The organism is Gordonia soli NBRC 108243, assembly GCF_000334455.1.
In the GTDB taxonomy this organism is placed as follows: domain Bacteria; phylum Actinomycetota; class Actinomycetes; order Mycobacteriales; family Mycobacteriaceae; genus Gordonia; species Gordonia soli.
Map to the genome: position 1 here is coordinate 98,550 of NZ_BANX01000008.1, position 26,724 is coordinate 125,273.

Below are 26,724 nucleotides of genomic sequence, written 5' to 3' on the forward strand. Positions count from 1 at the left end.
CTCAGCCGGAGGGTGCGGAGCGTCGGGCACGTCGGAACTGTTCGATGATCTCGTCGAGGTCGTGTATTCGGTTCGTTCGCGGTGTCGGGTCGGGGTGACCGTCTGGTGGATGCCAGATGGCCCGTCCCCGTTGCCGTCCTGATTGCGCTACGGTCGTTCGCCATCCGTGCGGACCGGAGTTGACGGCGCGATTGTCGGGTGCGCATGCCGTCGTCAGCGAGTCGATGTCGGTGGCGCCACCTGCCGCCCAGTCGGTGACGTGGTGGATCTGGCAGTCGAAGGGCGGACGCGTGCAGCCGGGTGTCGTGCATCCGCCGTCGCGCGCCATGGCTGCAAGTCGTTGTGAGCGGGATGCGAGACGACGTTGACGACCGAAGTAGAGGATCTCGTTGGTGTGATCGCGGAAGACCACCAGATGGTGGTGGGCTCGGGCGGCCAGTTCCACCACGTCGGACAGCGGCAGCAGAGTTCCGGTCGCAGTCGGAATCGGTTGCCGCGCTGCGGCGTTGCTTGCTGCTCGGCCGCGCTCGACACCATCCGTGTCGGGGCGGCTGCTGTCGGGGCGCTTGCTGTCGGCCGCGCCTTCGGCTCGGTCCGTGCCGTCGATGGTTGCGGTGCCCGCCGCGTGGCGAAGAGCCGACTCGCTGATGGTGACGATCAGTTGGGGCGGCAGGCCGTGGTGTGAGCCGCCGAGGTGACCGTTGTCGAGGATGCAGGTCAGCAGCGCGGTGAAGGCGTCGTGCTGGCGTTGCTCGAACGTTCGGCCGTCTCGCTTCATCGCGTCGTCGAGTTGCTGCGGGTCGGCATCCGATGCGGAGCCGGTGGGCGATTCCGGGTCGTCGGGGTTGTTCATCCCAGGCGCTCCCCAGACCGCGAGGACGACGTCGAGCATGGCCCGCGTGGTTGGGGTGAGGGTGGCGGTGAGCTGCGACATGAGTTGCGGGTCTTGCGCACTCACTCGAAGGCCTCGGCGACGTGCGCGATCCCGATCGTCGGTGAGCTGCCCGTCTTCGTCGAGGTGCGCGAGGATCTGTGCGCCCAGCCGCTTCAGTTCCGTGGGCGTGCACTCGCGGGCGTAGTGGGCGAGGACCTGGTCGGCCAGCGCGCGCATCTCGGCGTCGACCTGAGCGGGGATGCGCTTGAGGACGTCGAGGATGACGTCGACATGGCGACGGTCGATAGCTCCGTCGGACAGCGCAGTAGCAGTTGCGGGACAACGTGGTTCGAGTTCTTCACCGTGCACGCTGTGGAACCGGCCGAGGGCCTCGGCGTGGCGGAGTCGGCGGATGGCCTCGCCGCCGATGCGCAGGCGCTCGGCGAGGTACTTGGACAGCGACCGCGTGCCGGCCACGCGCTGCGCGTCGCGGTCGGATGTCTCGACGATGCGGTCGATGCCGATCGACTCGAGCCGACGTGCCGCGGCCTCGTGCGCGTCCAGGAGCTTCAGGATCTCGGTGTCGGTGCAATCGAAGCTCGAAGACGCGGCGATCTCATCGAGCACTCCATGCAGCCGCTCATAGAGTTCGGCCATGCGCGGGGCGCCACCATCGCGAGAACTGTTGCCGGAGTGGGACTTACAGACCGCGCTTCGATCATCTGGCGGTGCGGTGAGGATTGTCGGCTCGTCTGAAGCCATGTCGTCTCTCCTCATAGCTTCATCGAACGTTTGTTCGAATCCTACACTCCGTCACGCGGCTGCGCAACCGCGATGTGTCGGGAAATCGGCGACGGCTCCGAATCGGGAGTTTCGGTGACACTTGGTGTGTCAGGACTTCGGTGACAGGGCGGTCTTGGTTGGGGCATGGTCCGGGGGTGCCCTCTGAGCGTTGAGGGCAGCTCCGTGAACCGCAGCCCCGGGGATCGGTCGTGGATTTCAGATTCGGATGCGTAAGCCGGCGTGGACACCGTAGATCACGTGATCTAGAGTTAGATCATGCGATCTAGAGGCGGGCCGACTTTCACTGAGACAGCTCGTCGCGCCCAGATCGTGGAGTGTGGCATCGGAGCAATCGCCGAGCTGGGCTACACGCAGGCCTCGGTCCGTAAGATCGCCGAACGGGCCGGAGTGGCGATGAGTGTGGTGCTGTATCACTTCGGACACAAAGACGATCTGGTGGCCGCGATCGTGTCCGAGTGCTACCGCGCATTGATCGAGGTGATGCTTCCCGCGGTCGACATCGAGGAGACCGCCGCCGGAAAACTGGCCGCTCACATCAGAACCCACCTGGCCTACATCGGAACACATCGCGATCACCAACTGGCGCTCACAGAGATCGCCAACAACTTCCGCGGGCGCGACGGCAAACGCCTCGCCAACTTGGACATCGACCCGAGCCACCTGGACGCGCTCGCCCGCATCGACCTCGAGGTGATCTATCGCCAAGGCAAGGCCGACGGCGAGTTCGGCGGCGCAGCCATCGAGTCGCTGGCGCTTGCTACGCGCAGCGCGATCGGCGGGGCGCTGCTGAGAAGCACCGTCGAACCCGACTTCGACCTATCCACCTACGCCCAGGACCTCGTCGACATCTTCCTGCGAGCGGCAGAACCTAACACCTCTTCCTAGATCGGAGCCCCACGTGGCCAACATACTGATCGCCGCTTACGGCTCACGCGGCGACATCATGCCGCTGACCGACATCGCCTGCGGCCTAATTGCTTCCGGTCACCACGTGACCATGACGACCAACACCGAGCTGGTCGACGAACTCACCGTGCTCGGTATCGATGCACGCCCGGTCGATTTCAAGCTGGACCAAGGGGCAGGTCCGGCCACCGACGATCCCATGAAGCTGGCCATGCAGATGGTCAAACCGAAGGGGATGCGCCAGCTGAGCCGTAACCTGCTCGCCGCGGTCGCCGACGTACCCGCCGACGTCGTGCTGCTCACCCCGTTCGCCGAACTCGCCGGACACCCTCTCGCCGAAGCACGGGGAATCCCTAGCGCGGGTCTGCGGCTACAGCCGATGTCGGCCACCTACAACTTCCCGCCCACACTGCTCGGCGCCTGGAACGCCGGCTCAGTGATCAACCGCAGCACTGGGCGATCCGCAGCACGATGGTTCGACCGCTTCTACGGCAAGACATTGGCATCACTGCGCGCAGACCTGGATCTACCGTCTCGGTCGGCACGCTCACTGCGGCGAGAACGCACCGCCAACAACTGGCCTATCCTTCACGGATTCTCCCCATCTGTGGTGCCACGACCGGACGACTGGCGGGCGAGTCTCGAGGTCGTCGGCTACTGGTGGCCCCGCAACACCCCAGGGTGGACACCGCCCGCCGACCTCGAGAGATTCCTCGTCGCGGGACCGCCCCCGGTCTACGTCGGATTCGGCAGCCTCATGCTGCCGCCCGACGACGCAGCACAACTTGCCGAGACAGTGCGCCAGGCCCTCGAATCAGCGCGGGTGCGTGGAATAGTCCAGTCCGGTGGAACATCGCTCGAACCCGCCGCCGCGGACAACATCTTCACGGTCGGCCCCCTGCCGCACGACTGGCTATTCCCCCGGGTCAGCGCCGTAGTGCACTCCTGTGGCGCAGGTACCACCGCCGCCGGACTCCGCGCCGGAGTTCCCACCATCGCCGTGCCTTCGCCTGGCGGAGACCAACCCTTCTGGGCACGTCGCCTCACGGCGCTCGGCGCCAGTCCCGCGACGATCACACGGTCGAAACTCACCGCCTCCCGGCTTGCCGCAGCGATCACCGCAACCCTCGACGGCGGACAGTATCGCACCCGGGCACAGGACATCTCGACCGCCATCGCCAACGATGACGGCGCCACCGCCGCAATCGCGACAATCACCAACATCCTCGAGACCGCACGGGCCTAACCGCGGTGTTGCTGGTGATCTCGGTGAGGAAGATGATCGCCGCACCGGCCACCCGGATCTCCCCCGGTGACATCGGCCCCAGCGCGTCGAGTTCACCGCGGATCAGGCTCTTGCGGTGTTGGACAACCACCTCGAGAGGAAACCGGTGGCGATCATGAACCCGGCGATCACCATCGGCGGACGGGTTCCCATGACGGCCACGGTGACCAACGCTATGCGCCGGTGCAGGTTCCAGCGCTGCATCACCAGGGCGATGATGGAACCGCCCATGAACAGGAAGATGACGTCGTTGCCGTAGGCAAGCGCCGACGTCGTTGACCGAGCTCGACTCGCCGTCGACGTCGGCTCCGAACACCGGGAAGATGACCAGGGGCAGCAGGGGCTGTCGCGGGGATCGGGATGGCCTCGCTCATCCAGATGCCCATCAGGACCGCGGTGGCGGCGGTGAGACGTGGGCCCTTGCCGGCGTCGGCGGGCCGGATCGCGTACTAGAGCGCGGTCGGCGCGACGCTCGCAGCGAGTCCGATCAGGAGGCGCCGACGCGTCCCCGGCGTCACCTCGGCGGCGCGCTCACCCGGTTCGCCGATATCAGGTCGATTTCCAGGTGAGAATCAGGGCATGCGCCCCACCATCGAGGACTACGGACTCGTCGGAGACTGCCGGACCGCCGCTCTCGTCTCGAGGCGTGGCGACATCGACTGGTTCTGTGTGCCACGGTTCGATTCTCCGTCGATCTTCGCCGCGCTGGTCGGCGAACCCGACCACGGACACTGGAGCCTCGCACCCCGGGACGCGGCGGCCCGCAGCACGAGGGAGTATTCCGGTGACACGCTCGTCCTGGTCACCCGGTGGGAGACGTCGACGGGGGTCGCCGAGGTCCACGAGTTCATGCCGATCGACGGCGGACGCAACGATCTCGTCCGTCGCGTGGTCGGCATCTCCGGACACGTGGAGTTCCAGACCGACCTCCGGTTGCGATTCGACTACGCGCGGGCCATTCCGTGGGTGCTCCAGGTCGGTGATGCGGCCGGGCCGGCGTTGCGGGCCATCGCCGGTCCCGATGCGGTGGTGGTGCGTGGGGTCGCGTTGCACGCCGACGGCAACGTGCACCGGGGGTTCTTCACCGTCGAACCGGGCATCACCGTCGACCTGACCCTCACCTGGTATCTGTCCCACCGCCCCGAGCCCGAGCCCCTGGATGTCGGTGCGGCGCTGGATCTCACGCTGGGGTGGTGGACGGCGTGGTCGAGCCGCATCGATCACTCCGGGCCGCATCACGAACAGATGATCAGGTCGTTGATCACCCTGCGTGCGCTGAGCAACCTCGACACCGGCGGCATCGTGGCGGCGGCCACCACGTCGTTGCCCGAACAGTTCGGCGGCTCGCGCAACTGGGACTACCGCTACGTATGGCTGCGCGATGCCTCGCTGACGCTGGAAGCGCTTGTCCATCACGGGTTCCTGCACGTCGCCGAACACTGGCGGATGTGGTTGCTACGGGCCATCGCCGGCAACACCGAAGAACTGCAGATCATGTACGGCATCGCCGGTGAACGAGATCTGACCGAACGGGAACTCCCGAACCTTCCCGGTTACCAGGGCTCGGCCCCGGTACGCATCGGCAACGGGGCGGTACACCAGTACCAGGGCGACGTCATCGGCGAGGTGATGTGCGGTCTGGAGGAAGCGCGCGTGGCCGGTCTCGATGAGACGGCGATGTCGTGGTCGTTGCAGAAGGCGCTGCTCGAGCAGGTCGAGGCGAATCTGGAGCGTCCCGACAACGGGATCTGGGAGATGCGCGGTGAACCACACATGTTCACCCACTCGCGGGCGATGATCTGGGCGGCCTTCGATCGGGGCATCCGCGCCTGCGAGAACCACGGGCTCGACGGTTCACCCGATCACTGGCGGGAGTTGCGTGACCGGGTCCGCGCCGAGATCGACAGCGACGGGGTCGATCCGGCGACCAGTCGGTTCGTCCAGTTCGCCGGCACCGACGAGGTCGACGCCTCGCTTCTCCTGTTGCCCCAGGTGGGATTCTGCGCACCCGACGATCCGCGCATGCTCGCAACCGTCGACGCCATCGAGGCGACGCTGATGAACGGCGGTCTGGTGCACCGGTATCGGACCTCATCGGGTGTGGACGGACTCGAGGGTGACGAATTCCCTTTTCTCGCATGCACGTTCTGGTTGGTGACCCAGTACGCGACGAGTGGTCGGCGCGAGGATGCCGAGGCGCTGATGGAGCGCGCGGTGTCGGCGGCCAACGACCTGGGCCTGTTCTCCGAGGAGTACGACATCGACGGAAAGCGGCAGGTCGGGAACACGCCGCAGGCACTCTCGCATCTGGCGTTCGTGCGTGCCGCCGACGCACTGTCCGACAGCAGATGATCCCGGTGCACCTGGGGTCGTCCAGCGACCGCATGTGCACCGGAACTCAGGCGCTAGTCCGGGTTTCGGGCGGTGACCAACCAGATTCGGCCGGGCATGACCAGTGATGTGCCGGTGAGAGCGCTGCGCAACGACGCGCGCACCTCGTCGAGCAACTCTTCCCACCCCTGGGCGCCGAGTCGTGGTTCGAGTTCGGCGCGGGCCCGACTCCCGGTCGTCCCGGCGAGGATCGTGCCCAGTCGCTCTTCGATTCCGTCGGTCCCGGCGAACCCGAAGTCCATCTCGGCATCGACGGGTTCGATGCCGATGTCACCCCATCCCGACTCGGTGAGGATGCGTCGCACGCGGTCGGGGTCACCGAACGAGCGTGGACCGGGTGCGGTCGGTGAGGGAGGCGCCGGCGAGGGGTCGAGACGTGCGGTGAGGACGTCGACCCCGAGGGTGAACATCGGGTTGTCGTCGTCGCGCCAGCACGCGAAGGCCAGGCCGGCTCCCGGCGTCGAGGCCCGACGGATGTTGGCGAAGGCAGCCACCGGGTCGGCGAAGAACATCACCCCGAACCGGGAGACCACCTGATCGAAGGCCGGGCCGGGGGCCGTGGCGAGGAGATCGTCGGACTGGGCATCGGCCAGGACGACGGTGGCCGATGGCACCCGACGGCGTGCGGCATCGACCATCGCGGCGGAGATGTCGACGCCCACCGGCTGTGCACCCGCGTCTGCGGCGACGGCGAGCAATGTGCCTGAGCCGCAACCGATGTCGAGAAGCCGCTGCCCCGCGGACAACTGCGCGGCCGATGCCAGAGCCTCGGTGAACGGAGTGAACAGGGAGTCGAAGATGGACTCGTTCTCCACCCATCCCGAGCCCGCACCCGCCCACGTCTGCCGCATCGCCTCGTTGCTCACGGTCGCAACGGTAACCCCGCTGACCACGATTCGGGGGCGATCGTCACGCGCATCACGGCCCGACGGCTCGGCGCACGGAACGGGACTCCCCGCCCGAGAGAACGGACGCGCTCCGGACGTGGTGACCGCCTGAGCGTCGGCCGATCCGGCGACACTCGGCGCGGTGATACGTCTGCCGCGCACTGACCCGCCGACAAGGACCGCCCGGGCCCCTTGCAGCCGTTAGACTCTGCGGGTGTCCAGTCCTCTGGGAATCACCCCTGACGAGTCCCTGCGCAAGGGGCTCCAGAGCCGCCACATCAGCATGCTCGCGCTCGGCGGCGCGATCGGCACGGGGCTCTTCGTGGCGTCCGGCGCCACCATCTCCGATGCGGGCCCGGGCGGCGCCATCCTGGCCTACCTGCTAATGGGCTGCATGGTGTTCTTCCTCATGCAGAGCCTCGGCGAGATGTCGGCCCACATCCCGTGCAGCAACCCGTTCGAGGAGTACGGCAAGCGATTCGTGAGCCAGTCCTTCGGCTTCGCAGCGGGGTGGAACTACTGGCTCAACTGGTCGGTGACCTTGGCGGCCGAGCTGGTGGCAGCCGGTCTGATCATGAAGTACTGGGCACCCGACGTGCCCTCATGGATCTGGTCGGTGGTCTTCCTGGTCGGCTTGTTGGCGCTGAACCTCTTCGCGGTCAAGGCATTCGGTGAGGCCGAGTTCTGGTTCGCGGCGATCAAGGTGATCGCGGTGGTGGTCTTCCTCATCGTCGGTGTGCTCTTGGTTCTGGGTGTCGTCGGCGACGGCCCGTCGCCCGGGTTCAGCAACTGGACCCTGGACGACGCGCCCTTCGTAGACTTCCCGCTGGGCATGTTGTCGGTGTTCCTCATCGCCGGCTTCGCGTTCCAGGGGACCGAGATGATCGCAGTCGCCGCCGGTGAAGCGGTCGAACCGAAGACTGCCATCCCGCGGGCGGTGCGCACCGTCTTCGTGCGGATCCTGCTGTTCTACGTCGGCACCCTGACCATCATCGCCTTCCTGATCCCGTACACCGACCCCAACCTGCTGAACGCGTCCGAGGAGAACATCGCGATCGCCCCGTTCACCCTGGTGTTCTCGGATGCGGGAATCGCGGTCGCGGCATCGATCATGAACGCGGTGATCCTGATCGCCATCCTGTCGGCGGGTAACGCGAGTCTGTTCGCTGCCACCCGCGCGCTGTATGGATTGTCGGTCCAGGGCAATGCGCCGCGTGTGTTCGCCTGGGTCACGCGATCCGGGGTGCCACTGCTGGCCGTGGCGGCCACGACCGCCATCGGTGCGCTGTGTTTTCTGGCCAGCCGGGTGGGCGACGGCCGCGCGTACGTCTGGCTGGTCACCGCGTCGTCGGTGGCCGGGTTCGTCACCTGGATGGGAATCGCCTGGGCTCACTACCGATTCCGGCGGGCGTGGAACATACAGGGCCGCGACCTCGGCGAGCTGCCGTACAAGGCGTGGCTCTATCCGGCCGGTCCCGTCATCGCGTTGCTCATGAGCATCGCGGTCATCGCCGGGCAGAACCTGCCCGCCATCCGCGACGGGTCCGCCGGGAATCTCGAACTCTGGCTCACCGCCTACGGAGCGCTCTTCGTGTTCTTGGCCCTGTGGTGGGGGCACAAGCTGATCACCCGCAGCCCGACGGTGGACCTGCGAACCGCCGACCTGTCACCCACGTCGGCCGCATCGGCGCACCGTGATCCGGACCCCGACGTGGTCGGCTGATCGGACGTCGTCGGTCCCCGCGCCCGCCTTATCCACCGCTCGTACTGGGGTTTGCTAGGCTGACGGTCGCGAGGCTCGGCCTCGCACGCCGATGTAGTTCAATGGCAGAACATCAGCTTCCCAAGCTGAATACGCGGGTTCGATTCCCGTCATCGGCTCCGATGAAAGCCCTGGTCAGAGCGGTTTGGCCGGGGCTTTCGTGGTTCGTTCGGATGATTCGGGGCCTCGACGGGGCCGCTTGTCACCGATGGCGGCGACAAGCCCTTAAACTGATCAGCCGTGACATCAGAGGCGCTCAACGTCGAGAACTGGCTCCGCGAGCAGTGTGCGGACTACGCGTTTGACCTTGGGGGCATCTTCCGACGGCGCACTGACATATCATGGCCAGTTGTCGCGAACAGCGAACAAGAGCTTCAGCAGTTGCTTGAATCGACGGGTCAGATCATGCCTCTGCCAAAGGAGTCCGCCGCACTTGCCAACATTCTCGAAGTCAGCATCGTCGACTTCATCCTGGGACGCGTCGACACAGTGCCTGGCGCAACTGCGGAGCGAGGTAACGAACGTGGGTATCCAGACCTAGAAATTTCTGGCGAGGCTTTCGGCGGCGGATTCCACGCCGTCGACGTCAAAATGGCGCGTCGGGGCAGGACTAAGACAGGCAGGTTAACCGCGAACACTCAGAGTCGGGTGACTCTGTACACCGGCAACACGTACTTCCGCTACCCATCGCTACACTGGCCCGGCACCTTCCGGCCGTTTAACGACTATGCGTCGCACCTGGACGTCCTCGGCGTCTACACATTGAACGTCGAATCAAAGGCACGTGTAGACGACCTCGAATGGATCGTCCAACCTCCGTGGAAGATCGGGAGTAAGCACCGGTCATCAACCACGCGGGAGTACATCGGAGCGGTGAAGAGCGTCGAGGATCTACGCGAAGGGCAGGGAGACTTCGGCAGTCCCGCAGAGTTCTACACGTTCTGGCGGAAGCACAACTTCAAGATCGGGAAGGTCGTTCAGCAGCAGTTGGACAAGCTCCTCAACGATCAATAGTCCCAGCTCAGGCGGGTCTCCCGCGAATCGTCGTCCCCTTGTGGGAAGCTATGCTGCATGGCAAGCAGCAAGGGCGTGACAATCTCGCTGTTTTCGGGAGCGGGCGGCCTCGATCTGGGGGCTGAGCAAGCAGGGTTCGACGTGCGCGCAGCGGTCGAACGTGACCGCGACGCCGCCCTCACCATGGAGAAGAACTTCCCGAAGCTGGCCTCGCCGGTCATCCAGAAGGACATCCTCGACACCCCGACGTCAGACATCCTACGGGCGGCAGGCCTGCGTAAGGGCCAGCGTCCAGACCTCCTAGTCGGAGGGCCGCCGTGCACGCCATTCTCGAAGAGCGGGTTCTGGCTGGAATGGAAGCGGTCCGGGTTGGACCCGGATGCGTCGCTGTTGCAGGCCTACACGCGAGTGCTGTCCGAGTCGCGGCCGCGCGCCTTCGTTCTAGAGAATGTGTACGCGCTTACCTACAACAACCGCGCGAGCCGTCCAGCTCTGGAACGGCTGCTACGCGAGATCGACGAAGCCGGTTACGATTTCAATCTGAAGGTTCTGAACGCTGCGGACTACGGCGTGGCGCAGGCCCGCCCCCGACTGTTTATACTTGGCGCGCCTAAGGGAAAGCCCACACCAGTGCATCCCGAGCCGACCCACGGAGGAAAGTGGGAGCGCCGGTCGACTGGCAATGTCGAACGCCCCCATGTGACCGCAGGCGAGGCCCTTGACGGACTCGTCACAGACTCCGAGCGCGAGGAAGTCGTCGGCGGGCAGTACGGAAAGCTCCTGCCCGACATTCCACCCGGCAGTAACTACCTCCACTACACCGCGCAACGCGGACATCCGGAACCATTGTTCGAGTGGCGCAGCCGGTACTGGTCGTTCCTACTGAAGCTTGACCCCAATAAGCCGTCACCTACCATCCAGGCACAGCCCGGGCCCAACGTTGGCCCATTCCATTGGGATAACCGTCGCCTCCGAGTGGCCGAGGCGAAGCGGTTGTTTAGCTTCCCGGACGAATTCGAGTTGGTTGGCTCCCGCTCCAGTGTCCAAGCACAGCTGGGCAATTCGGTGCCACCGCTACTGGCGGAGAAAGTAATCGCTGAGGTCAAGAAGAGCCTGAATTGACCGACGAGGAGACACTCAAGGCATCGCTCAGACGGTGGATACGAGGATCGTCAAACCCTAGAGTCCTTTGGCGCGACGGCATCGGCCTCAAGGCGCGTGGGAAATCTTTCAAGTCAGCTACTTTGTCATATTTTGGAAACAATCCCGAGAGTCCGTCTGGGCGCGAACTCACTCTCGTCGAAGTACCTAGAGAGGAATTTGGACCCGGTTACGATTTTGAGAATGCCACCACGACGTTTAAGTTGCGCGACAACGAGATAGAGGTGCTGCAAAAGTTTCTGAACGGCCTGTTGGCAGATGAAGGGCATTACGTCCGGGTGGGCGACAAGAGTGTGGCTGACGCCTTAGCGGACAGCTTCATTCAATCCGGCCAGAACGACCGCACACTGATGAACATTTTCGCGGCCGTTTCGAAGAATCCAGAACTTGCGATGATGGTTTCTCGCCAGCCGGAGGCACTTGCGCTCTCTTCCAAGATCACGGACGAGAACCACAAGGATGTCATCGACCGCCTGGATGAAATGGCTCGGCGCGAGAGCCCCGCTGCGTCCGAGAAAGAATTCCAGAAGCTGGTCGAGAAAAATTCTTGGATCTTTGGTGGTCGCTTCATCGAACCTATACGTCGGCGGTCAGTCACAGTTCTAGACGAGCTTGACGTGCCCCTGACCGCGGTCGACGGCTCCCTCCACATTGTTGAACTCAAGCGGTCTGACATTAATCGACTCTTCGTTAAACACCGGAATCATTGGATAGTAGGCAAAGATATCCACGAAGCCGTCTCGCAAGTTGAAAACTACCTGTTCGCGCTGGACAGCGCAGGTGACAATATCCGCGCGACGCTGAATTTAGACGTGTATCGAGCCATCGGAACGGTTGTGGTTGGCCACCTCGATCAGTGCACCACAGATGTCACCCGGGAAGAGGCCTACAGGGCGATGCGGATATACAACAGCCATCTCTCACGAGTCCGCGTGCTCACTTACGACCAACTGATCGCAAATGCTCGAAATGCCATGGCGCTTGGAGTCGTCGGAGCCGGTGACGCAGTATGACGGTCAACGCCGCAATTGAATCACGTTCTCCGCATGTCGACCCTCCCATCGCGCTCTGCGCGCTCCTGGCGTCGGCGTGGTCGTCTTCGAGGAGATGTGCGTAGATGCCGAGCGTGGTTGTGGCCTTGGCGTGCCCCGACCGACTCGTGACCGGTGAACGCGCCTAGCTACGGGAACGGGAACGGGTATTCACACGCGGAAGATACGTGCCAAGCTGAATACGCGGGTTCGATTCCCGTCATCGGCTCCACGGATAGAGCGCGAGCACGCGGAACGATCCACACCCCATCGAAACCTCCCCCACGCCATGTGCGAGCACTAGAGTTCCCACCATGGCAACCAAGTCAGTCCGTGACGTCCAGGTCGGCGACCGCATCGTGCACGACGGCGGCCTCTTCTCGGTGGCGGGCAGCCACGCCGGCGACAGCGACGGCTGGCAGTTGGACGTCGAGAGCGACACCGGTGCACGGACGACCCTTGCGTTCGAGGGCGATGCCACCGTGCAGACCGAGGACAACATCGCGATCTGATCTGAGACGCCTGCGTCCCCGAGGCGGAAACCCGAGCCCGCTCGTCCATTCGGGTCGGCGTCGACACAACGCACCGACGTCGTCCTGTCATCCGAGCGCACGTGAACGTCCACATGCTCCGATGATCACGGCGCACCCCAGCCCTACCCCGCCGATCGTCGCGGTCAACCCGGCGTGTTCGGCGACGACACCGATCATCGGCGGGCCGGCGAGATAGGCGAGGTACCCGACAGCGCTGATTGCGGCCGTGGCGGCTGCCACCGAGGTCGGTGAGGCGTTGTCGGCCGCCGCCGACATCGCCAGCGGGAAAACCGGACCCAACCCCAGGCCCACGATCACCACGCACGCCACCGCGACGGGCGCAGACGATTGACTCATCCCCACCGCCAGTGCCGCTCCCACGACGGCTGCTCCACCCACGAGAACTCGACGTCGGCCGAAGCGATCGATCAGCCGGTCGCCGACCGATCTCGACACGAACATCGCGACGCTGAAACCGGCCAGCGTCGCTGAGCCCACAGCGGCACCGGCTCCGAAGTCGCGGGCGATCGCCAGTGCCGACCAGTCGGTCACCATGCCCTCCACCAGCAACCCGGCGATCGCGACCGCGACGATCGCAGCGGGTAGCGCCAGCACTGCCCGGACCGTCGACGGCCCCGCACCGACAGCCGAGACATCAGCCGGCAACCGCGGCAACTGTGAAGCCGCGACCGCGACCAGCGCCAACAGAACCGCGGTCACCGTCAGAAAGTGCTCGCGCACAGGTACTTCCACTGCAGTCGCCAGAGTTGCACCTGCAGCACCGACGACGACGCCGAGGCTGTACCCGCCATGCAGCCGGGACAAAACCGAACGCGATTCACCACCGCCGCTCCGCCGTTCGCATTGAAACCGGACCGCTGCCGCGTTCATTGCCACGTCCAGGCAGCCACTTGCAGCACCGAGCACCGCAAGCACAGCTGCCAACCACATCACCTCGCCCACCACCGATATCGCCGGTAGCGCGATCACGAAGACGACAGCCGACGCCACGCAGACGACGTGCGCCGACACGGTCGCGAGCAATCGTGCGGTGGCCATCAGAGCCGGGATCGAGCCGGCCGCCACGCCGAACAGAGCACCGCCGAGGGCGGCATCGGAAGTACCCAGCCGCTCCGCGACATCCGGGATGCGCGGAGCCCAACTCGCCAGCACCGCACCGTTGACGAAGAACACCAGCCACAGGCCGGCAACAGGGAAACGACGAACGACCATCACGGCGACCTCACAGTCGCCCTGACGAAGACAGAAGACGCGCTCCCGGACGGTCAGGCCGCGTCGGCGCTCGGATCACCCAGGCGCACTGCCTGCGAGCAGATCACACGTCGCCGCGCTGCCGCAAGGACACGAGCGACCCTCGCTCGATCACAATCCCGGACACGCCCCACACGCACACGCCGGGGTTTCACTCAGCGCCCGCTGGAACACGCGATCGTCGACCGCTGAGGAGAACCAGACAATCCCGGCACCACATGTCCGAAATAGACCGTTATGCACCGGTTTCCGAACAGTGTGTAGCCCAACTCACACCGATCCGACTCGTCACGACCATCGGGACTCACTTAGTGTGACTAAGTAATTTAATTTCGTGTTGCTAAGTAAACAATTAGTCAAGGGGAGGCGAGCTCATGGGACAGGGACTCGCAGATGCTCCGACGAGCGCTCGGACCAGCGCCCCCACCGCGGCGTCGCAGGAGCCGACCACCCTCCACCGGGCCGCGGCCGTGCACCACGACTTGATCCGCATCTCCCGTGCCATCCGCACCCAGGCGGGCGAGCGTGCGTTGTCTGCAGGCCAGATGTCCGCGCTGTGGACCATCGTCCAACACGCTCCCATCCGCGCCACCGAGCTGGCCGATCGTGAACGCGTCGCCGCACCGACGATGTCGCGTGTGGTCGCGTCGCTGGAGCGCCTCGGGATGGCCACCCGCACCACCGACGCGAACGACGGCCGGGTCAGTCTGCTCACACCCACCGACGACGGGCGCGCCTACATCGAGGGGACGTCGTCCCGGAAGTCGGAGCTGTTCGCACAGGCTCTCGACCGACTCGCCGACGCCGACCGCAACGGCGTCGAGCGCGCGATGCGGCTCCTCGCGGACACCCTGTGCGAGCTGACACCTCGCCCCTCGAACGGCGCGTGCGCCGGGGAGATGCCACCGGACACAGGGGCCGCACCGAATACGACCACCGCCGGCGCACAGCCAACGAGCACAGAGGGAGAAGGAGACTGATGCAGCCCGACACCAACGGCCACCGCCGGGACCCGGACGTCACACCGTCACGGTCCGTGGCGAGCGGCGCGATCCGCGGCGGGATCCGCGGCCGCGCAGGTCGTGTCGTCACCGGTGCCACGGTGACCGTCATCGACCCGAGCGGGCGCCAGGCAGCACGCTCCATCGCCCATCAGGACGGCACCTTCGTCGCGCATGTCCCGGCCGGGGACCATTACGTCCTCGTGGTCTCCGCCGCCGGGCACGAGCCGTCCGCCGTGCCGGTCACCGTCGGCACCACGCCCATCGACGTCGACGTGGTCCTCACGTCGCTGGCAGCCCTCACCGGTACCGTCCTCACGACCACCGGTGAAGCGGTCGGCGCAGCGACCGTCGCGATCGCCGACCACACCGGCGAGGTCACCGCGACGGCGATCACCGACGCAGCGGGCCGCTGGGAGGCCGCCGGGGTCACCACCGGGACCTACACCGTCATCGTCACGGCCGCCGGGTGCGATCCCGTGGCAGAGACCGCGACGGTCCGCGGCACGACCGGCACCACCGTCGATGTCGTCCTGCACACCGCTGCCGATCTCGGCGGCGTGGTGTTCGACGGCGTGGGCACCGATCGCGGCGCCGGCCCGGGCACCGCGGTCGCACACAGTCAGGTCGCCCTGCTCAACGACGACGGCGAGATGGCCGCCAGCACCCTCACCGACGAGTCGGGGCGCTACCTCTTCGCGAACCTGGCCGCCGGTGACTACACCGTGATCGCCAACGGATATGCGCCGGTAGCGGATTCGATCATCATCGAGGCGGGACGGGTCGTCACCCACGACTTCGTCCTCGGAGCACGGGGGCAGGCATGAGCGGAACGATCACCGCCCGCGTGGCGACGAGCAGCGGCCATCCGCTCGACGATGCCGTGATGACCGTGATGTCGCAGACCGGTGAGCAGCAGGCGCTCGCCGCCTCTGATGCCAACGGTGCCATCGCATCCGGCGATCTCGCGGCCGGCACCTACACGGTGGTCATCACTGCGGAGGGCTACCAGCCGACCGCGCGCGTGGCCGTGGTACCGGGCTCCGGTTCGGTCAGCCTCGGCGAGATCACCGCGACCCACGCGGGCGGAGCACCCGTGCCGGCGGTCGGTCACTGGACCATCGACCCGGGTCACTCGCTCCTCGAGATCAGCGTGCGGCACTTCGGGATCTCCACCATCCGAGGCCGTTTCACCGACTTCGCCGGAGAGATCGTCGTTCCCGACGACATCACCCGCTCGTCGGTGCACGCCGAGATCAAGACCGCGAGCATCGACACCGACAACCGGACCCGCGACGACCACCTCCGTTCGGATGCGTTCTTCGACGTCGAACAGTTTCCCGTCGCCGACTTCCGCGCGGTGCAGGTACGTCCGGCCACGGACGACGCATGGACGCTCGAGGGCACACTGACCCTCCGGGGCACCGCGGTCCCGGTGTCACTGGAGTTGAGCTACCTCGGCGAGGTCGACGATCCGTGGGGCGGTCACCGCGCGGGCTTCCGTGCGACCGGAACCCTGCGGCGCGGCGACTTCGGCATCAGCTTCGACGACAAGCTCCTCACCGGAGCCGCTCAGATCGGCGGGACAGCCACCGTCGGCCTCGACATCGAAGCGGTACGCACGCCGTCCTGACCAGCCCGCATTTCAGAACGCACCTCATAATCCACTGATCCGAAAGGCACCGATGTCGAATCAGACAGTGTCCGAAGCAGATCGGGCCACTCCCCCGGAGGCGGCCCGACGCTCGCGGCAGAAATCGCTCAGTGAGCTCGGTCCGCATTACAAGTGGATCGCGCTGTCGAACACCACCCTGGGCATGCTGATCGCCACGATCAACTCGTCCATCGTGCTGATCGCGTTGCCTGACATCTTCAAGGGCATCCACCTCAACCCGCTGGAGCCCCAGAACACCAGCTACCTGCTGTGGATGATGATGGGCTTCCTCGTCGTCACCGCGGTCCTGGTCGTCAGCTTCGGGCGTTTCGGCGACATGTTCGGCCGAGCCCGCATGTACAACATGGGCTTCGCGATCTTCACGGTCTCGTCGATCTTCCTGGCGATCACCTGGTTCGACGGCTCCGAGGCAGCCATCTGGCTGATCTTCTGGCGCATCGTCCAGGGCGTCGGCGGCGCATTCCTGATGGCCAACTCGTCGGCCATCCTCACCGACGCATTCCCCGCCAACCAGCGCGGCCTGGCGATGGGCATCAACGGTGTGGCCGCCATCGCCGGTTCGTTCCTCGGTCTGCTCATCGGCGGTGTGCTCGCACCCATCCAGTGGCACTTCATCTTCCTGGTGTCCGTGCCCTTCGGCGTGGTCGGCACCATCTGGGCCTACCTGAAGCTGCACGACACCGGCGAGCGCCGGAAGGCGAAGATGGACTGGTGGGGCAACATCACCTTCGCGGTGGGGCTCGTCGCCATTCTGGTGGGCATCACCTATGGCATCCAGCCCTACGGCGACTCCAACATGGGGTGGGGCAACCCGTGGGTGCTCGCCGCGCTCATCGGCGGTGTGATCGTCCTCGTCGCCTTCGTCCTCATCGAGACCAAGGTCGCCAGCCCGCTGTTCGAGCTGTCACTGTTCAAGAACCGCTCGTTCACCTTCGGCAACATCGCCAACCTGATGGCCTCGATCGGTCGTGGCGGCCTCCAGTTCATCCTGATCATCTGGCTCCAGGGAATCTGGTTGCCGCAGCACGGATACGACTATTCCCGGACCCCGCTGTGGGCCGGCATCTACATGGTCCCGATGACGATCGGCTTCCTCCTCAGCGCGCCTGTCTCCGGTGCGTTGTCGGACAAGCTCGGCACCAAGTGGTTCACCACCACCGGCATGGGCATCACCGCGGGCACCTTCGCGACACTCATCGCGATGCCGGTCGACTTCAGCTACTGGGTCTTCGCCCTGGTGATGCTGATCAACGGAATCGGCATGGGGCTCTTCGCCTCACCGAACCGCGCGGAGGTGATGAACAGTCTCCCGGTGACGTCGCGTGGATCGGGCGCCGGCATGATGACGACCTTCCAGAACGCCGCCATGGTGCTCTCCATCGGTCTGTTCTTCTCGCTGATGATCGCCGGCCTGAGCGCGCATCTGCCCGATGCAATGTTCAGCGGCTTGTCGTCCAACGGCATGCCCGAAGGCGCGGCCAACGGCATCGCGCACCTGCCGACCGTCGGAATCCTGTTCGCGGCCTTCCTGGGCTACAACCCGATCCAAGAGGTCGGTGGGCAAGCGCTGCAGGGACTCCCGCAGGCCAGCGTCGATCACCTGACCGGTCTCGACTTCTTCCCGCACCTGATCAGCGACCCGTTCCACGACGGGTTGACCGCAGCGTTCACGTTCGCGCTGATCTGCTGCATCCTGGGCGCGATCGCGTCGCTGTTCACCGGTTCACGTAACGGCCTGCCGGAGTCGCCCGAGACGGTGGGCGCCGAGTTGGCGGCCGTCGCCGCCGACGCCGGGGTCGCCGCACCGTCGGAGCTGGTCGACGAGCCGAATCCGACCGCACGGCACAGCCTGACCAATGTCGGTGCCGCGCACGACGATCTCGATCGTCCACGGATCGCCGGCCGGATCACTGCCGGCGACGGATCGCCACTGCCGACCGCAGCGGTCACCGTCACCGATCTCCACGGTCGCCAGACGGGGTCCGCCTCCGTGCTCGACGACGGTTCGTACGCGATCCGGGGCCTGGAGGACGGGACCTACACCGTCATCGCCACCGCACCCGGTCGCTCGCCTCGGGCGCTCAGCGTCTCGGTGGTCGGTGACCTCGTGTTCCGTAGGGATTTCACCCTCGCCGGTGGTTCGGCGCTGTCCGGGACGGTGCGCGATGCGCAGCGTCCGATCGCGGCCGCACTGATCGTCACCGACCAGTCGGGAGCCGTCGTCACCCAGGCGCAGGCCGACGCCGAGGGCCGGTTCTCCATCACCGGTCTCTCCGACGGCGACACCGTCGCGGTCACGGCATCGGCACCCGGGTACCAGCCGACAAGTCAGCTGGTGACCGTCGATGCCGCCGGTCGCGGCGAGATCGACCTCGTGCTGCTGGCCATCGGCGGAGTCCAGGGGTCGGTGCGGACCGCCGACGGATCACCGCTGGCCGGTGCGACGGTGTCGGCGATCGGCCCCGAGCAGACCATCGTCGCGTCGGTCACCACCGACGCCGACGGTCGGTACCGGATCGAGGGACTGACCGATGCACAGTTCACGCTGGTGGCGAACATGTACGAGCCGGCCGCTGTACCGGTGACGGTGCTCGCCAGTCGACACAACACCGTCGACATCGAGTTGGGCACCACGTCGCGACCCGTGTCGTAGCACCCGCGGGCACAACCTGCCGACAACGCCCTCCGGAGCAGGCCACCGACCATCGTCGGCGACCGCTGCCCGGAGGGCGTTGTCGTTCTCATTCTTCGTTTCCCAGTAGTCGTTTCCCGGTAGTCGTTTCCCAGCGGTCGTTCCGCTGCCTCCGTCCGTCCGGCTCACCAGTCCTCGAGGTAGCCGCTCGGGCGGGTGTCGGGGACCTGCGGGTCGGCCTCGACGACCCATGCGACGTGCAGTGGCAGGCCCTGCCAGAAGCTGCCACCGTGTTCCGATGCTGTGGCGACCACGGCCGCGAACGGGTGCCGGAAGTCGAGCTCGACCAAGGTGCCGCCGCCGTCGAAGGCGGGGAGCGGGCCGAGGTCGACCGGCTCGGTGATGTGGTCGGCGTACAGGGCCGACACCCATCCGCCACGCACTGCACCTGCGGCGGCCACCGCGGCCGCACCGAAGCCCAGATTGTCGAAGCGCAGCACCGATACATGCTGTGCTACTGCATGATCGAATGCGTCGGCCAGTTGCGGCAGCATCGACTCCTGCATGACGTTCCAGTAACCGAGTCCCATGGCCATCAGGTCGTGGACGTCGATCGACTGCCAAATCGGCAGCAACGCCGCGTTGTGTTGCTGCTCCATGAGACCCCCGCGGTAGAGCGGGCTGTCGCTGACCCGCCACCAGCCTCCGTCGCCGACCGGTAGTTCGTTGCCTCGCAACAGGACCCGCTCGCCCGCGGCGAAGCGTCGGGTGATCCGCGTCGCGGCACCGGTGACCTCGGCCTCGCGACACCCCGGATCGGCGATCGCCGACACCGTGAACATCCCGTTGCCGCTCCGATTGACGGCCACGCCGACCAGGCCGACCTCGGTGTCCCACGCGAGTCCACATTCAGGGCCCGATACGCGCAGCGCGTGCGAGATCGACCAGGGCGCAGCCAGCTCTCCGGCCGGGACCACCTCGAGCGGCGCCGGCCAGTGGCCTCCCGTCTGGAAGGCGATGGCGGTGACCAGCCCCGGCGTCGAGTCGGGTTCGGCGCCGCCTGTTTCCCAATCCGACGGTATGTGAAACAGGCCCGGCGCCAAGTCCACCGGGAACTGTCCGATCGCTCCGCCGGTGTGATCGGCCGTCCAGGCGTCGAGATCTTCGAGTCGGGGCATCCCCGGCCCCGCCCAGTGACCCTGTTCCCGGAGTGAGTCGGCAAGCATCTCCAGGCGTTGCCTGTCGTCGACACTCCGGAACGGCAACCAGATCGTGGCGCCGACCGTGCATGCCGGGTGCGGATGCGCGAGCACCCCGCGAACCAGTTCGGCGGCATCCGACGTCGCCGGCGCGACCTCTCCGGATCGCGCGCCCACCGCGTCACCGATCAACGCGAGTTGCGCCCACACGGCCAGCGGCGAGACGCTCACATGCGGGGTGGCCGCGGTCAAGGCTTCTGCGACCCGCCCTTCGTCCGCCGCAGCCATGATGGTGTGCATCCGCTGATACCGCCTGGCGAGATCCGCGAGGGCTTCCGCGACAACGCTCATGAGCACCGAAGATAGGCCATTGCGCGTGGACCACCGTCGGTGTCGATCGTTCGACGGACACCAGGCCCTGGCATCGCGGACAGAGTTCGGCCGTGAGCCGATCGCGACCGTGCGCCAAGTGGAGGCCAAGTCGGTCGCAAGCCGACGGCCACATCCTCTTCTCGAAGCGAACATCCCAACCCGACCATCGCGTCTATCTGCCTTCGAGAGGACCCGTCATGACCTTCCACGACTCGACCACCCGGCCCGAGATCACCTACATCGCCGACGTCTCGACACGAGCACAACGGCCCGGCTGGCGCCTGGCGCGCCGAACAGCGATGCTGCTGGCCTGTTTCGGCGTAGCCGCGGTCACCGCGTGCAGCGCGTCCTTCTCCCTGGGCGACTCACCCGTCGAGAAGACCTCCGACATCGCGGTCGGCGAGTGCCTGACGATCGGAGACGAGGCCGACGACCAGGGCAAGGTGCGCGCGAGCAAGACGGGCTGCGACTCGTCCGACGGTCTCACGTTCTATGCCGCTTCCGCGGTGACGACCGATGCCGTCTGCGCGGGCGAGAACTCGGCGTCGCTCTCCTTCCCTGGAGATCCCCGGAAGCTCTGCATGACACCGAATTTCGTGAACGGTGACTGCTATCAGATCCCGTTGCCGGGTGGTGAACTCATCGACTACCGCAATATCGACTGCGCTGCGACACCCGCATCGACTACGGTCGTCGCCGAGGCGGTCACCCGATCCGACGAATCCGTCAGCTGCCCCGATGATCTGACGAAATGGTCGTTCACCGAACCGAATTCGCTCGGTTACTGCCTGCGCGCATTGCAGACCGCATGACGACAGTCGCGTGACATCCGCGCCGAGTGGTCCGACAATGGAGGTCGGGCCACTCGGTGTCATCGAGCTGTCCGACCCGCGGCGTCCGATCACGTTTGCCGACCACGCTCGCGGGTACACCGGCGCTGAGGCCGGGACGGCCGGTCGAATGCGAGGTCACCATGAGTCGCCACATCTTTGCGGGACGCACCTATCGGGATCGTGTCCATGCCGGACGATTGATCGCCGAGCGGCTGGAAGACTACCGCGGGCACGATCTCGTGGTCGTCGCGCTCCCCCGGGGCGGCGTCCCGGTCGCAGCGGTGGTCGCCGAATACCTGGATGCCCCGCTCGACATCGTCCTAGTGCGCAAGGTCGGCGTACCCGGCCAGCCGGAACTGGCGGCGGGTGCCGTCACGGGTGACGGCGCGGTGGTGCGCAACGACGACGTGATCGCCGGTACCGGCATGACCGACGCCGACCTCGCATCCGCGACCGAACGAGAACTCGTCGAGGTGCGCCGGCGTACCGAGGCCTACCGCGGAGAACGGGGTGCGGTCCCGGTCGACGGCAAGACGGTCATCGTCGTCGACGACGGGATCGCCACCGGAGCGACGATGCACGCGGCGGTCCGGGCACTGCGATCGCTGGGCGCCGGCACTGTCGTGGTGGCCGCCGCCGTCGGGCCACCGGATGTCGAGAGTCGGTTCGCCGAGGATGCCGATGCGGTCGTCTGTCCGAGTACACCCGCGTCTTTCCAGGCGGTCGGGGCGGCCTACGACGAGTTCGACCAGCTCACCGACGAGCGCGTCCGCGATCTCCTGGGTCGCAGCGACCGGACCTGATCGCCCGACACCGATCGTTGCCGGCGCCCGCCCGCTCTCGCGTCACAAGGTCTCATCACGGTCTCCCGTCACAGTCACTAGTCACACCGTCTCGTCACACTCGGACGATTCGGCGGTCACCGGGTCACCCACTCTGCCAGAATCACGCTGATGCGCATCGGGATGACGATGCCCGTGATGGAGCCGGATCTCGACGCCGAGATCCTGCGTTCATGGGCCACCACCATCGACTCCGGACCGTTCTCCTCGCTGTGCTGGGGCGAGCGCATAGCCTTCGACAATCCCGAATGTCTGACCTTCCTCGGCGCCGCCGCAGCCTGGACCGAACGGGTCCGGCTCGTGATGACCGTCGTGGTGCCCCAGCTGCACGACCCCGTGATGCTCGCGAAGTCACTGGCCACCGGCGATCAGCTGTCGGGCGGACGACTGACCGTGGGTCTGGGGATCGGCGGCCGCCACGAGGACTACGAAGCCGTCGGCGCGGACCCGTCGACCCAGACCATGCGCCAGCTGGCCGAGCGCGCGCAACTCCTCCGCCGTGTCTGGGGCGGCGAGAAACTCACCGAGTCCGTGTTACCCGTCGGCCCCGCCCCGCATCAGCGGGGTGGACCGGAGATCCACGTCGGCACAACAGGACCCAAGACCATCCGCAGCGCTGCCGGATGGGCCGACGGTGTGGCCGGGGTGACACTCGATCTCGACACGACCAAGCAGGCCGAGCTCTTCGACATCGCCCGCGATTCATGGGCGGACGCCGGTCGGCCGGCACCGCATCTGGCGACGTCGTTCTGGTTCGCGCTGGGCTCCGGCGACGCACCCCGCGCTCAGGTGACACGGCACCTGCACCACTACATGAACTGGATCCCGTCCGAGTTCGTCGACGCCATCGCGCCCACCACGGGATGGGCGGGCACCGAGAAGGAACTCGAGGAGGTACTCGGTCGGTTCGCCGACATCGGCACCGACGAGGTCCAACTCATCCCGACCAGTTCGGACATCGACCAACTCCACCGTGCCGCCGACGTCGCGGCGGCGTTCGGCTGAGAGCTACTCCCCCGGCAGGCTCGCCTCGATCAGGCCCGCCACCCGGGCCACTGCCTTCTCCGGCGGCACCATCGTCGCGGCGAGTTCGTTTGCAGCTGAACGTGTCTCCGATTTCAGCAGCACCCGTAGCCCGCCGATGATCTCGTCGACGGTGATCGAGCGCAGACGTCGGGAGCCGCCGACGCCGAGGTCGCGGACGCGTTGCCCCCAGAAGGGCTGATCCGCGGTGACGGCGCAGACGAGGGTCGGCAAGCCCGCGCGGAGCGTCGCGGCCGTGGTACCCGCTCCACCGTGATGGATCGCCGCCCGACACAGCGGCAGCACCGCCGCGTGGTCGGCAGCACCGAGGTGGTGCACCCACGGTCGCTCGCGATCCGGCCCACGATGGTCGCCGATCGCCATCAGCAATCGGACCCCGCCACGCCGGCCGGCTTCGGCGAACCGGGCGATCACCTCGTCCGGATCGGTCAACGGCATGCTGCCGAAGGACACGAACACCGGCGCCTCACCGGCGGCCAACCACGCGGTCAGCGATGGATCGTCCGGCCGGGTCTCGGCGAGCCCGACCCGCGCGCCCGGCGGCAGGTCGAGAAAACCGACCACCGGCTTGTCGGGTCCCCATTCATCGGTGAGGGTCGGCACGATCGCCGGGTCGTAAGCCTGGATCTGCAGCACACCGTTGCGGCGCAACCTCTGCGGTAGCGGACCGCGCGCCCGTGGGACGCCGATGCGATGCCGAAAGGAGTTCTCGTTCCATCCCGTCGCCCACCACGTCAGACGGTCGGCGACCCGCCAGGATCGACGCTTCCACGCGGCCGACCACCCGTCGGTGAGGCCCGGGGCCGCACCGACGGTGCCGTTCTCCGACATCGGTCCGTATCGCAGCACGACCACCGGGATGCCCAGGGCCTCCGCACTCGCGACGCCGCGTTCCTGACAGAGCGGTCCGACGACGAGAAGGTCCGGGTCACCGGCAGCCGGGCTCTCGCCGATCAGCAACCCGACCAGCGCATCGTCGAACGCAGCGAATCCTGCACGGACCGTCGAGAGAGCGAAACGTAGTCGCGCCAACGGGTTACGGCGACGCATCGACGCAGACGCGGCGTCCGACGACCAGGCCGAACCGGTGTCGAGGCCGAGTGGCAGCACCGTGACGACACCGACGGTCCGGGCGAATCCGGCGAGGTTGGGCGGCACCGCGACGACCACCTCGTGGCCTCGCTCCTGCAACGCCAGGGCGACACAGAGGCCCGGTTGGATGTCGCCACGGCTGCCGTACAACACCACGACCACCCGCATGTCCACTCACCCCGCCATCGTCCGTCGCCCACACCACACCCCGCGGTACGCACCCCCGGATCGATCGTGGCACAGACCGAGCAGCACCGCAGGACGGGACGGTGCCGGACTACCGGGGAGGGCGCCGGACTAACCGGACAGACGCTCGCCGGCGTACGCACGCATCGCGGCCCGTTCCTTCTCCGCGTTCGGGTAACACAGCGCGACGAGCACGGCCCCGGCGACGACGACTCCGATCGCGGCCGCGTAAGCACGGGAATCACCGTGCACGAACGCATCCCGCGCGGCATCGATGATCTGGGCGGAGTACTGCGGATAGCGCTGCGCGAGGACCTCCGCGCTCGAGAACGACTTGGTGAGCGCATCGGCGGCCTGCTGACTCACGTGGTCGGCGTCGGGCGACGACTGGATCGTCTGGGTCAGCGCCTTCGCGTATCCCGCGGTCAGGATCGCGCCGAGCATCGACTGCATGATCGCGCCACCGAGATCCCGCTGCAGGTCGGACATCCCGGAAGCCATCCCGGCCCGCTCCACCGGCACCGAGCCCGTCAACGACCGGGATGCAGGCGTGCCCGCGAACCCCACACCCATCCCCACCAACAGATAGACGACGATGACCTGCCACGCATGTGCCTCGCGATGCCACGTCAGCACTGCGAGGGCGAGCCCGGCGACGATCCAGAAATACCCGACGAGCAAGGTGAACCGGGACCCGCGGGCCTCGACGAGCTTCGCCGACTGCGGCGCCACCACGATCATCGCAAGGGCGGCCGGCAAGATGGTCGCGCCCGCCTCCAGCGTCGAATACCCGAGGACGTTCTGCAGGTATTGCTGCCCGATGAACATCGCGCCCATCAACGTGCCGAACACGATGATGCCGCCGACCGCCGCGACCCAGAAGGTGCGGCGCCGCGCGACCCGGAGATCGAAGAGCGGGACGCGGACCCGCAACTGTCGCCACACGAATCCGATGCCGGCGAGCAGGGCGATCGCGCCGAGCACGATCACCTTGGTCCGCGAACCGTCGAGCGGTACGAAGTTGATGGCGAGGACGAGCGCGCCGACCAGCAGAACCGACAGCACACCACCCAGGTTGTCGACCACCGCTCGCTCGTCGCCGGTGTCCTTCGGGACCAGCTTCCAGGCGAGGACGAGCGCGAGCACCGCCAGGGGCAGGGTGACCAGGAAGACGGCGTTCCAGTGGAAGACCTCGAGCAGTCCGCCGGACATCACCGGTCCGAGCGCCGAGATCGCGCCGCCGAATGCCGACCACGCCGCGATCGCCTTGGTGCGCCCCGGGCCCGACCAGAGAGCGGTGATCATGGCCAGCGTCGTCGGGAAAGCGAGTCCTGCGGCGAGGCCACCGACGACCCGCGCACCCATCAGTGTGTAGATGTCCGGCGCGATGCCCGCGACGATCGACGCCGGGATGCTCAGCGCCATGCCGTACAAGAGCATCCGCTTGCGGCCGTGGCGATCCCCGAGCGCGCCCAGATAGAGCACCGATGCCGCGAGACCGAGCGAGTAGCCGACCGCCACCAGGTTGAGCTGGGTGGAACTGGCGTCGAACGCCTTCCCGATGTCGGGGAGTGCGACGTTGGCGACGGCCAGGTTGATGTTGGCGACCCCGGCCACCAGGATCAGGCTGCCCAGCACGACCGGCGCGCGGTCGGGTGCGGTCTGTTCGCGGGTGTCGGTCGAGGTCACAGCGTCAGAGTACGGAGACGCAGCCGTCGAGGTGGTCGGTTCTCGAGAGGTGTCGGGCGGATCGGTCGGGGTGGGGCGCCGGTGGGTGCGGTCGGGTGCGGTGGTCGGGGTCGCTGGACGATGTGCGGTCGACGGTGACGAAAATCTGCCGTCGAGCGGGTGGGCGCGTGGATATTGCACGCGACGGTCGGCTGGAGGGCAGATTGTGGCGAGGGTCCTGCCGGCCGAGCCGAGAGCGC

Annotated in this window: 21 protein-coding genes, 1 tRNA gene and 1 pseudogene; 16 read left to right on the forward strand and 7 right to left on the reverse strand. The window is 66.6% G+C overall.

The annotated features are described in order from the left end of the window. Nucleotide 1: 1 nt before the first annotated feature. Nucleotides 2-1,636: an HNH endonuclease signature motif containing protein gene (locus GS4_RS24750; protein WP_007618753.1), complete on the reverse strand. Its 1,635-nt coding sequence runs from the start codon at nucleotides 1,634-1,636 to the stop codon at nucleotides 2-4. Between the two features lie 297 nt (nucleotides 1,637-1,933). Between GS4_RS24750 and GS4_RS06480 the strand changes: the two genes are divergently transcribed. Further along, on the forward strand, nucleotides 1,934-2,563 hold the full coding sequence (locus GS4_RS06480; protein ID WP_007618755.1) for a TetR/AcrR family transcriptional regulator: 630 nt from the start codon (nucleotides 1,934-1,936) through the stop codon (nucleotides 2,561-2,563). A gap of 13 nt (nucleotides 2,564-2,576) precedes the next feature. Further along, entirely contained in the window at nucleotides 2,577-3,830 is a 1,254-nt protein-coding gene (locus GS4_RS06485) for a glycosyltransferase (protein ID WP_007618757.1), read from the forward strand. Nucleotides 3,831-3,935: 105 nt separating this feature from the next. Here GS4_RS06485 and GS4_RS25120 read toward each other — a convergent pair. After that, nucleotides 3,936-4,282, reverse strand: a pseudogene (locus GS4_RS25120) (SLC13 family permease); the annotation flags it as partial. 166 nt (nucleotides 4,283-4,448) lie between these two features. Between GS4_RS25120 and GS4_RS06490 the strand changes: the two are divergent. Next, nucleotides 4,449-6,221, forward strand: a complete 1,773-nt coding sequence (locus GS4_RS06490) for a glycoside hydrolase family 15 protein (protein ID WP_007618762.1) — start codon at nucleotides 4,449-4,451, stop codon at nucleotides 6,219-6,221. A 53-nt stretch (nucleotides 6,222-6,274) separates the two neighbouring features. Here GS4_RS06490 and GS4_RS06495 read toward each other — a convergent pair whose 3' ends face one another. Further along, entirely contained in the window at nucleotides 6,275-7,126 is an 852-nt protein-coding gene (locus GS4_RS06495) for a class I SAM-dependent methyltransferase (RefSeq protein ID WP_007618764.1), read from the reverse strand. Between the two features lie 235 nt (nucleotides 7,127-7,361). Between GS4_RS06495 and GS4_RS06500 the strand changes: the two genes are divergently transcribed. From GS4_RS06500 to GS4_RS06525, 6 genes are all read left to right on the forward strand, one after another. Beyond that, entirely contained in the window at nucleotides 7,362-8,870 is a 1,509-nt protein-coding gene (locus GS4_RS06500) for an amino acid permease (protein WP_007618766.1), read from the forward strand. An 87-nt stretch (nucleotides 8,871-8,957) separates the two neighbouring features. Continuing rightward, a tRNA-Gly gene (locus tag GS4_RS06505) sits at nucleotides 8,958-9,028 on the forward strand. 121 nt (nucleotides 9,029-9,149) lie between these two features. Continuing rightward, nucleotides 9,150-9,923: a type II restriction endonuclease gene (locus GS4_RS06510; protein ID WP_007618767.1), complete on the forward strand. Its 774-nt coding sequence runs from the start codon at nucleotides 9,150-9,152 to the stop codon at nucleotides 9,921-9,923. A 57-nt stretch (nucleotides 9,924-9,980) separates the two neighbouring features. Next, complete coding sequence (locus tag GS4_RS06515) at nucleotides 9,981-11,045, forward strand: DNA cytosine methyltransferase (protein WP_007618768.1); 1,065 nt, start codon at nucleotides 9,981-9,983, stop codon at nucleotides 11,043-11,045. Further along, nucleotides 11,042-12,097 carry a Shedu anti-phage system protein SduA domain-containing protein gene (locus GS4_RS06520; protein WP_007618769.1) on the forward strand — a complete coding sequence of 352 codons (1,056 nt, stop codon included), beginning with the start codon at nucleotides 11,042-11,044 and terminating at the stop codon, nucleotides 12,095-12,097. Before GS4_RS06515 ends, GS4_RS06520 begins: the two co-directional genes overlap by 4 nt. Before the next feature lie 332 nt (nucleotides 12,098-12,429). Further along, the gene (locus tag GS4_RS06525) at nucleotides 12,430-12,627 is read left to right on the forward strand and encodes a hypothetical protein (protein WP_007618770.1); all 198 of its coding nucleotides are present in this window, start codon (nucleotides 12,430-12,432) and stop codon (nucleotides 12,625-12,627) included. Between the two features lie 87 nt (nucleotides 12,628-12,714). Here GS4_RS06525 and GS4_RS06530 read toward each other — a convergent pair whose 3' ends face one another. Further along, complete coding sequence (locus GS4_RS06530) at nucleotides 12,715-13,881, reverse strand: MFS transporter (protein ID WP_040509737.1); 1,167 nt, start codon at nucleotides 13,879-13,881, stop codon at nucleotides 12,715-12,717. A gap of 413 nt (nucleotides 13,882-14,294) precedes the next feature. Here GS4_RS06530 and GS4_RS06535 point away from each other — a divergent pair, with 413 nt between their 5' ends. The 4 genes from GS4_RS06535 (at nucleotide 14,295) to GS4_RS26385 (ending at nucleotide 19,249) form a co-directional block, all read left to right on the forward strand. Further along, nucleotides 14,295-14,900: a MarR family winged helix-turn-helix transcriptional regulator gene (locus tag GS4_RS06535; RefSeq protein WP_007618772.1), complete on the forward strand. Its 606-nt coding sequence runs from the start codon at nucleotides 14,295-14,297 to the stop codon at nucleotides 14,898-14,900. Then, the gene (locus GS4_RS06540; RefSeq protein WP_007618779.1) at nucleotides 14,900-15,748 is read left to right on the forward strand and encodes an MSCRAMM family protein; all 849 of its coding nucleotides are present in this window, start codon (nucleotides 14,900-14,902) and stop codon (nucleotides 15,746-15,748) included. The genes GS4_RS06535 and GS4_RS06540 overlap by 1 nt, the downstream gene beginning before the upstream one ends. Continuing rightward, the gene (locus tag GS4_RS06545) at nucleotides 15,745-16,554 is read left to right on the forward strand and encodes a YceI family protein (protein ID WP_007618780.1); all 810 of its coding nucleotides are present in this window, start codon (nucleotides 15,745-15,747) and stop codon (nucleotides 16,552-16,554) included. Before GS4_RS06540 ends, GS4_RS06545 begins: the two co-directional genes overlap by 4 nt. A 184-nt stretch (nucleotides 16,555-16,738) precedes the next feature. Next, complete coding sequence (locus GS4_RS26385) at nucleotides 16,739-19,249, forward strand: MFS transporter (RefSeq protein WP_369403301.1); 2,511 nt, start codon at nucleotides 16,739-16,741, stop codon at nucleotides 19,247-19,249. A gap of 164 nt (nucleotides 19,250-19,413) precedes the next feature. On the opposite strand, the gene GS4_RS06555 is transcribed toward GS4_RS26385, so the two are convergent. Continuing rightward, nucleotides 19,414-20,778 carry a hypothetical protein gene (locus GS4_RS06555; protein WP_157226534.1) on the reverse strand — a complete coding sequence of 455 codons (1,365 nt, stop codon included), beginning with the start codon at nucleotides 20,776-20,778 and terminating at the stop codon, nucleotides 19,414-19,416. Between the two features lie 218 nt (nucleotides 20,779-20,996). On the opposite strand from GS4_RS06555, the gene GS4_RS06560 reads away from it, so the two are divergent. The 3 genes from GS4_RS06560 to GS4_RS06570 all read left to right on the forward strand — a co-directional run bounded on the left by GS4_RS06560 (nucleotide 20,997) and on the right by GS4_RS06570 (nucleotide 23,479). Further along, a complete protein-coding gene (locus tag GS4_RS06560) occupies nucleotides 20,997-21,611 on the forward strand; it encodes a hypothetical protein (RefSeq protein WP_007618783.1) in 615 nt (204 codons plus the stop codon). A gap of 161 nt (nucleotides 21,612-21,772) precedes the next feature. Beyond that, entirely contained in the window at nucleotides 21,773-22,435 is a 663-nt protein-coding gene (locus GS4_RS06565) for a phosphoribosyltransferase (protein WP_007618784.1), read from the forward strand. A gap of 150 nt (nucleotides 22,436-22,585) precedes the next feature. Further along, on the forward strand, nucleotides 22,586-23,479 hold the full coding sequence (locus GS4_RS06570; protein WP_007618786.1) for an LLM class flavin-dependent oxidoreductase: 894 nt from the start codon (nucleotides 22,586-22,588) through the stop codon (nucleotides 23,477-23,479). 3 nt (nucleotides 23,480-23,482) lie between these two features. Here GS4_RS06570 and GS4_RS06575 read toward each other — a convergent pair whose 3' ends face one another. Together GS4_RS06575 and GS4_RS06580 are read right to left on the reverse strand one after the other, a co-directional pair. After that, nucleotides 23,483-24,778 carry a glycosyltransferase gene (locus GS4_RS06575; protein WP_040509817.1) on the reverse strand — a complete coding sequence of 432 codons (1,296 nt, stop codon included), beginning with the start codon at nucleotides 24,776-24,778 and terminating at the stop codon, nucleotides 23,483-23,485. A 129-nt stretch (nucleotides 24,779-24,907) separates the two neighbouring features. Then, nucleotides 24,908-26,485: an MFS transporter gene (locus GS4_RS06580; protein ID WP_007618796.1), complete on the reverse strand. Its 1,578-nt coding sequence runs from the start codon at nucleotides 26,483-26,485 to the stop codon at nucleotides 24,908-24,910. Nucleotides 26,486-26,724 lie beyond the last annotated feature (239 nt).

Excerpts from the sequence above, each read along its gene's own strand:
- GS4_RS24750 (WP_007618753.1), bottom strand. The coding sequence starts at position 1,636 with ATGGCTTCAGACGAGCCGACAATCCTCACCGCACCGCCAGATGATCGA.
- GS4_RS06480 (WP_007618755.1), top strand. The coding sequence starts at position 1,934 with ATGCGATCTAGAGGCGGGCCGACTTTCACTGAGACAGCTCGTCGCGCC.
- GS4_RS06490 (WP_007618762.1), top strand. The coding sequence starts at position 4,449 with ATGCGCCCCACCATCGAGGACTACGGACTCGTCGGAGACTGCCGGACC.
- GS4_RS06515 (WP_007618768.1), top strand. The coding sequence starts at position 9,981 with ATGGCAAGCAGCAAGGGCGTGACAATCTCGCTGTTTTCGGGAGCGGGC.
- GS4_RS06525 (WP_007618770.1), top strand. The coding sequence starts at position 12,430 with ATGGCAACCAAGTCAGTCCGTGACGTCCAGGTCGGCGACCGCATCGTG.
- GS4_RS06530 (WP_040509737.1), bottom strand. The coding sequence starts at position 13,881 with ATGGTCGTTCGTCGTTTCCCTGTTGCCGGCCTGTGGCTGGTGTTCTTC.
- GS4_RS06535 (WP_007618772.1), top strand. The coding sequence starts at position 14,295 with ATGGGACAGGGACTCGCAGATGCTCCGACGAGCGCTCGGACCAGCGCC.
- GS4_RS06540 (WP_007618779.1), top strand. The coding sequence starts at position 14,900 with ATGCAGCCCGACACCAACGGCCACCGCCGGGACCCGGACGTCACACCG.
- GS4_RS06545 (WP_007618780.1), top strand. The coding sequence starts at position 15,745 with ATGAGCGGAACGATCACCGCCCGCGTGGCGACGAGCAGCGGCCATCCG.
- GS4_RS26385 (WP_369403301.1), top strand. The coding sequence starts at position 16,739 with ATGCTGATCGCCACGATCAACTCGTCCATCGTGCTGATCGCGTTGCCT.
- GS4_RS06555 (WP_157226534.1), bottom strand. The coding sequence starts at position 20,778 with ATGAGCGTTGTCGCGGAAGCCCTCGCGGATCTCGCCAGGCGGTATCAG.
- GS4_RS06560 (WP_007618783.1), top strand. The coding sequence starts at position 20,997 with ATGACCTTCCACGACTCGACCACCCGGCCCGAGATCACCTACATCGCC.
- GS4_RS06565 (WP_007618784.1), top strand. The coding sequence starts at position 21,773 with ATGAGTCGCCACATCTTTGCGGGACGCACCTATCGGGATCGTGTCCAT.
- GS4_RS06570 (WP_007618786.1), top strand. The coding sequence starts at position 22,586 with ATGCGCATCGGGATGACGATGCCCGTGATGGAGCCGGATCTCGACGCC.
- GS4_RS06575 (WP_040509817.1), bottom strand. The coding sequence starts at position 24,778 with ATGCGGGTGGTCGTGGTGTTGTACGGCAGCCGTGGCGACATCCAACCG.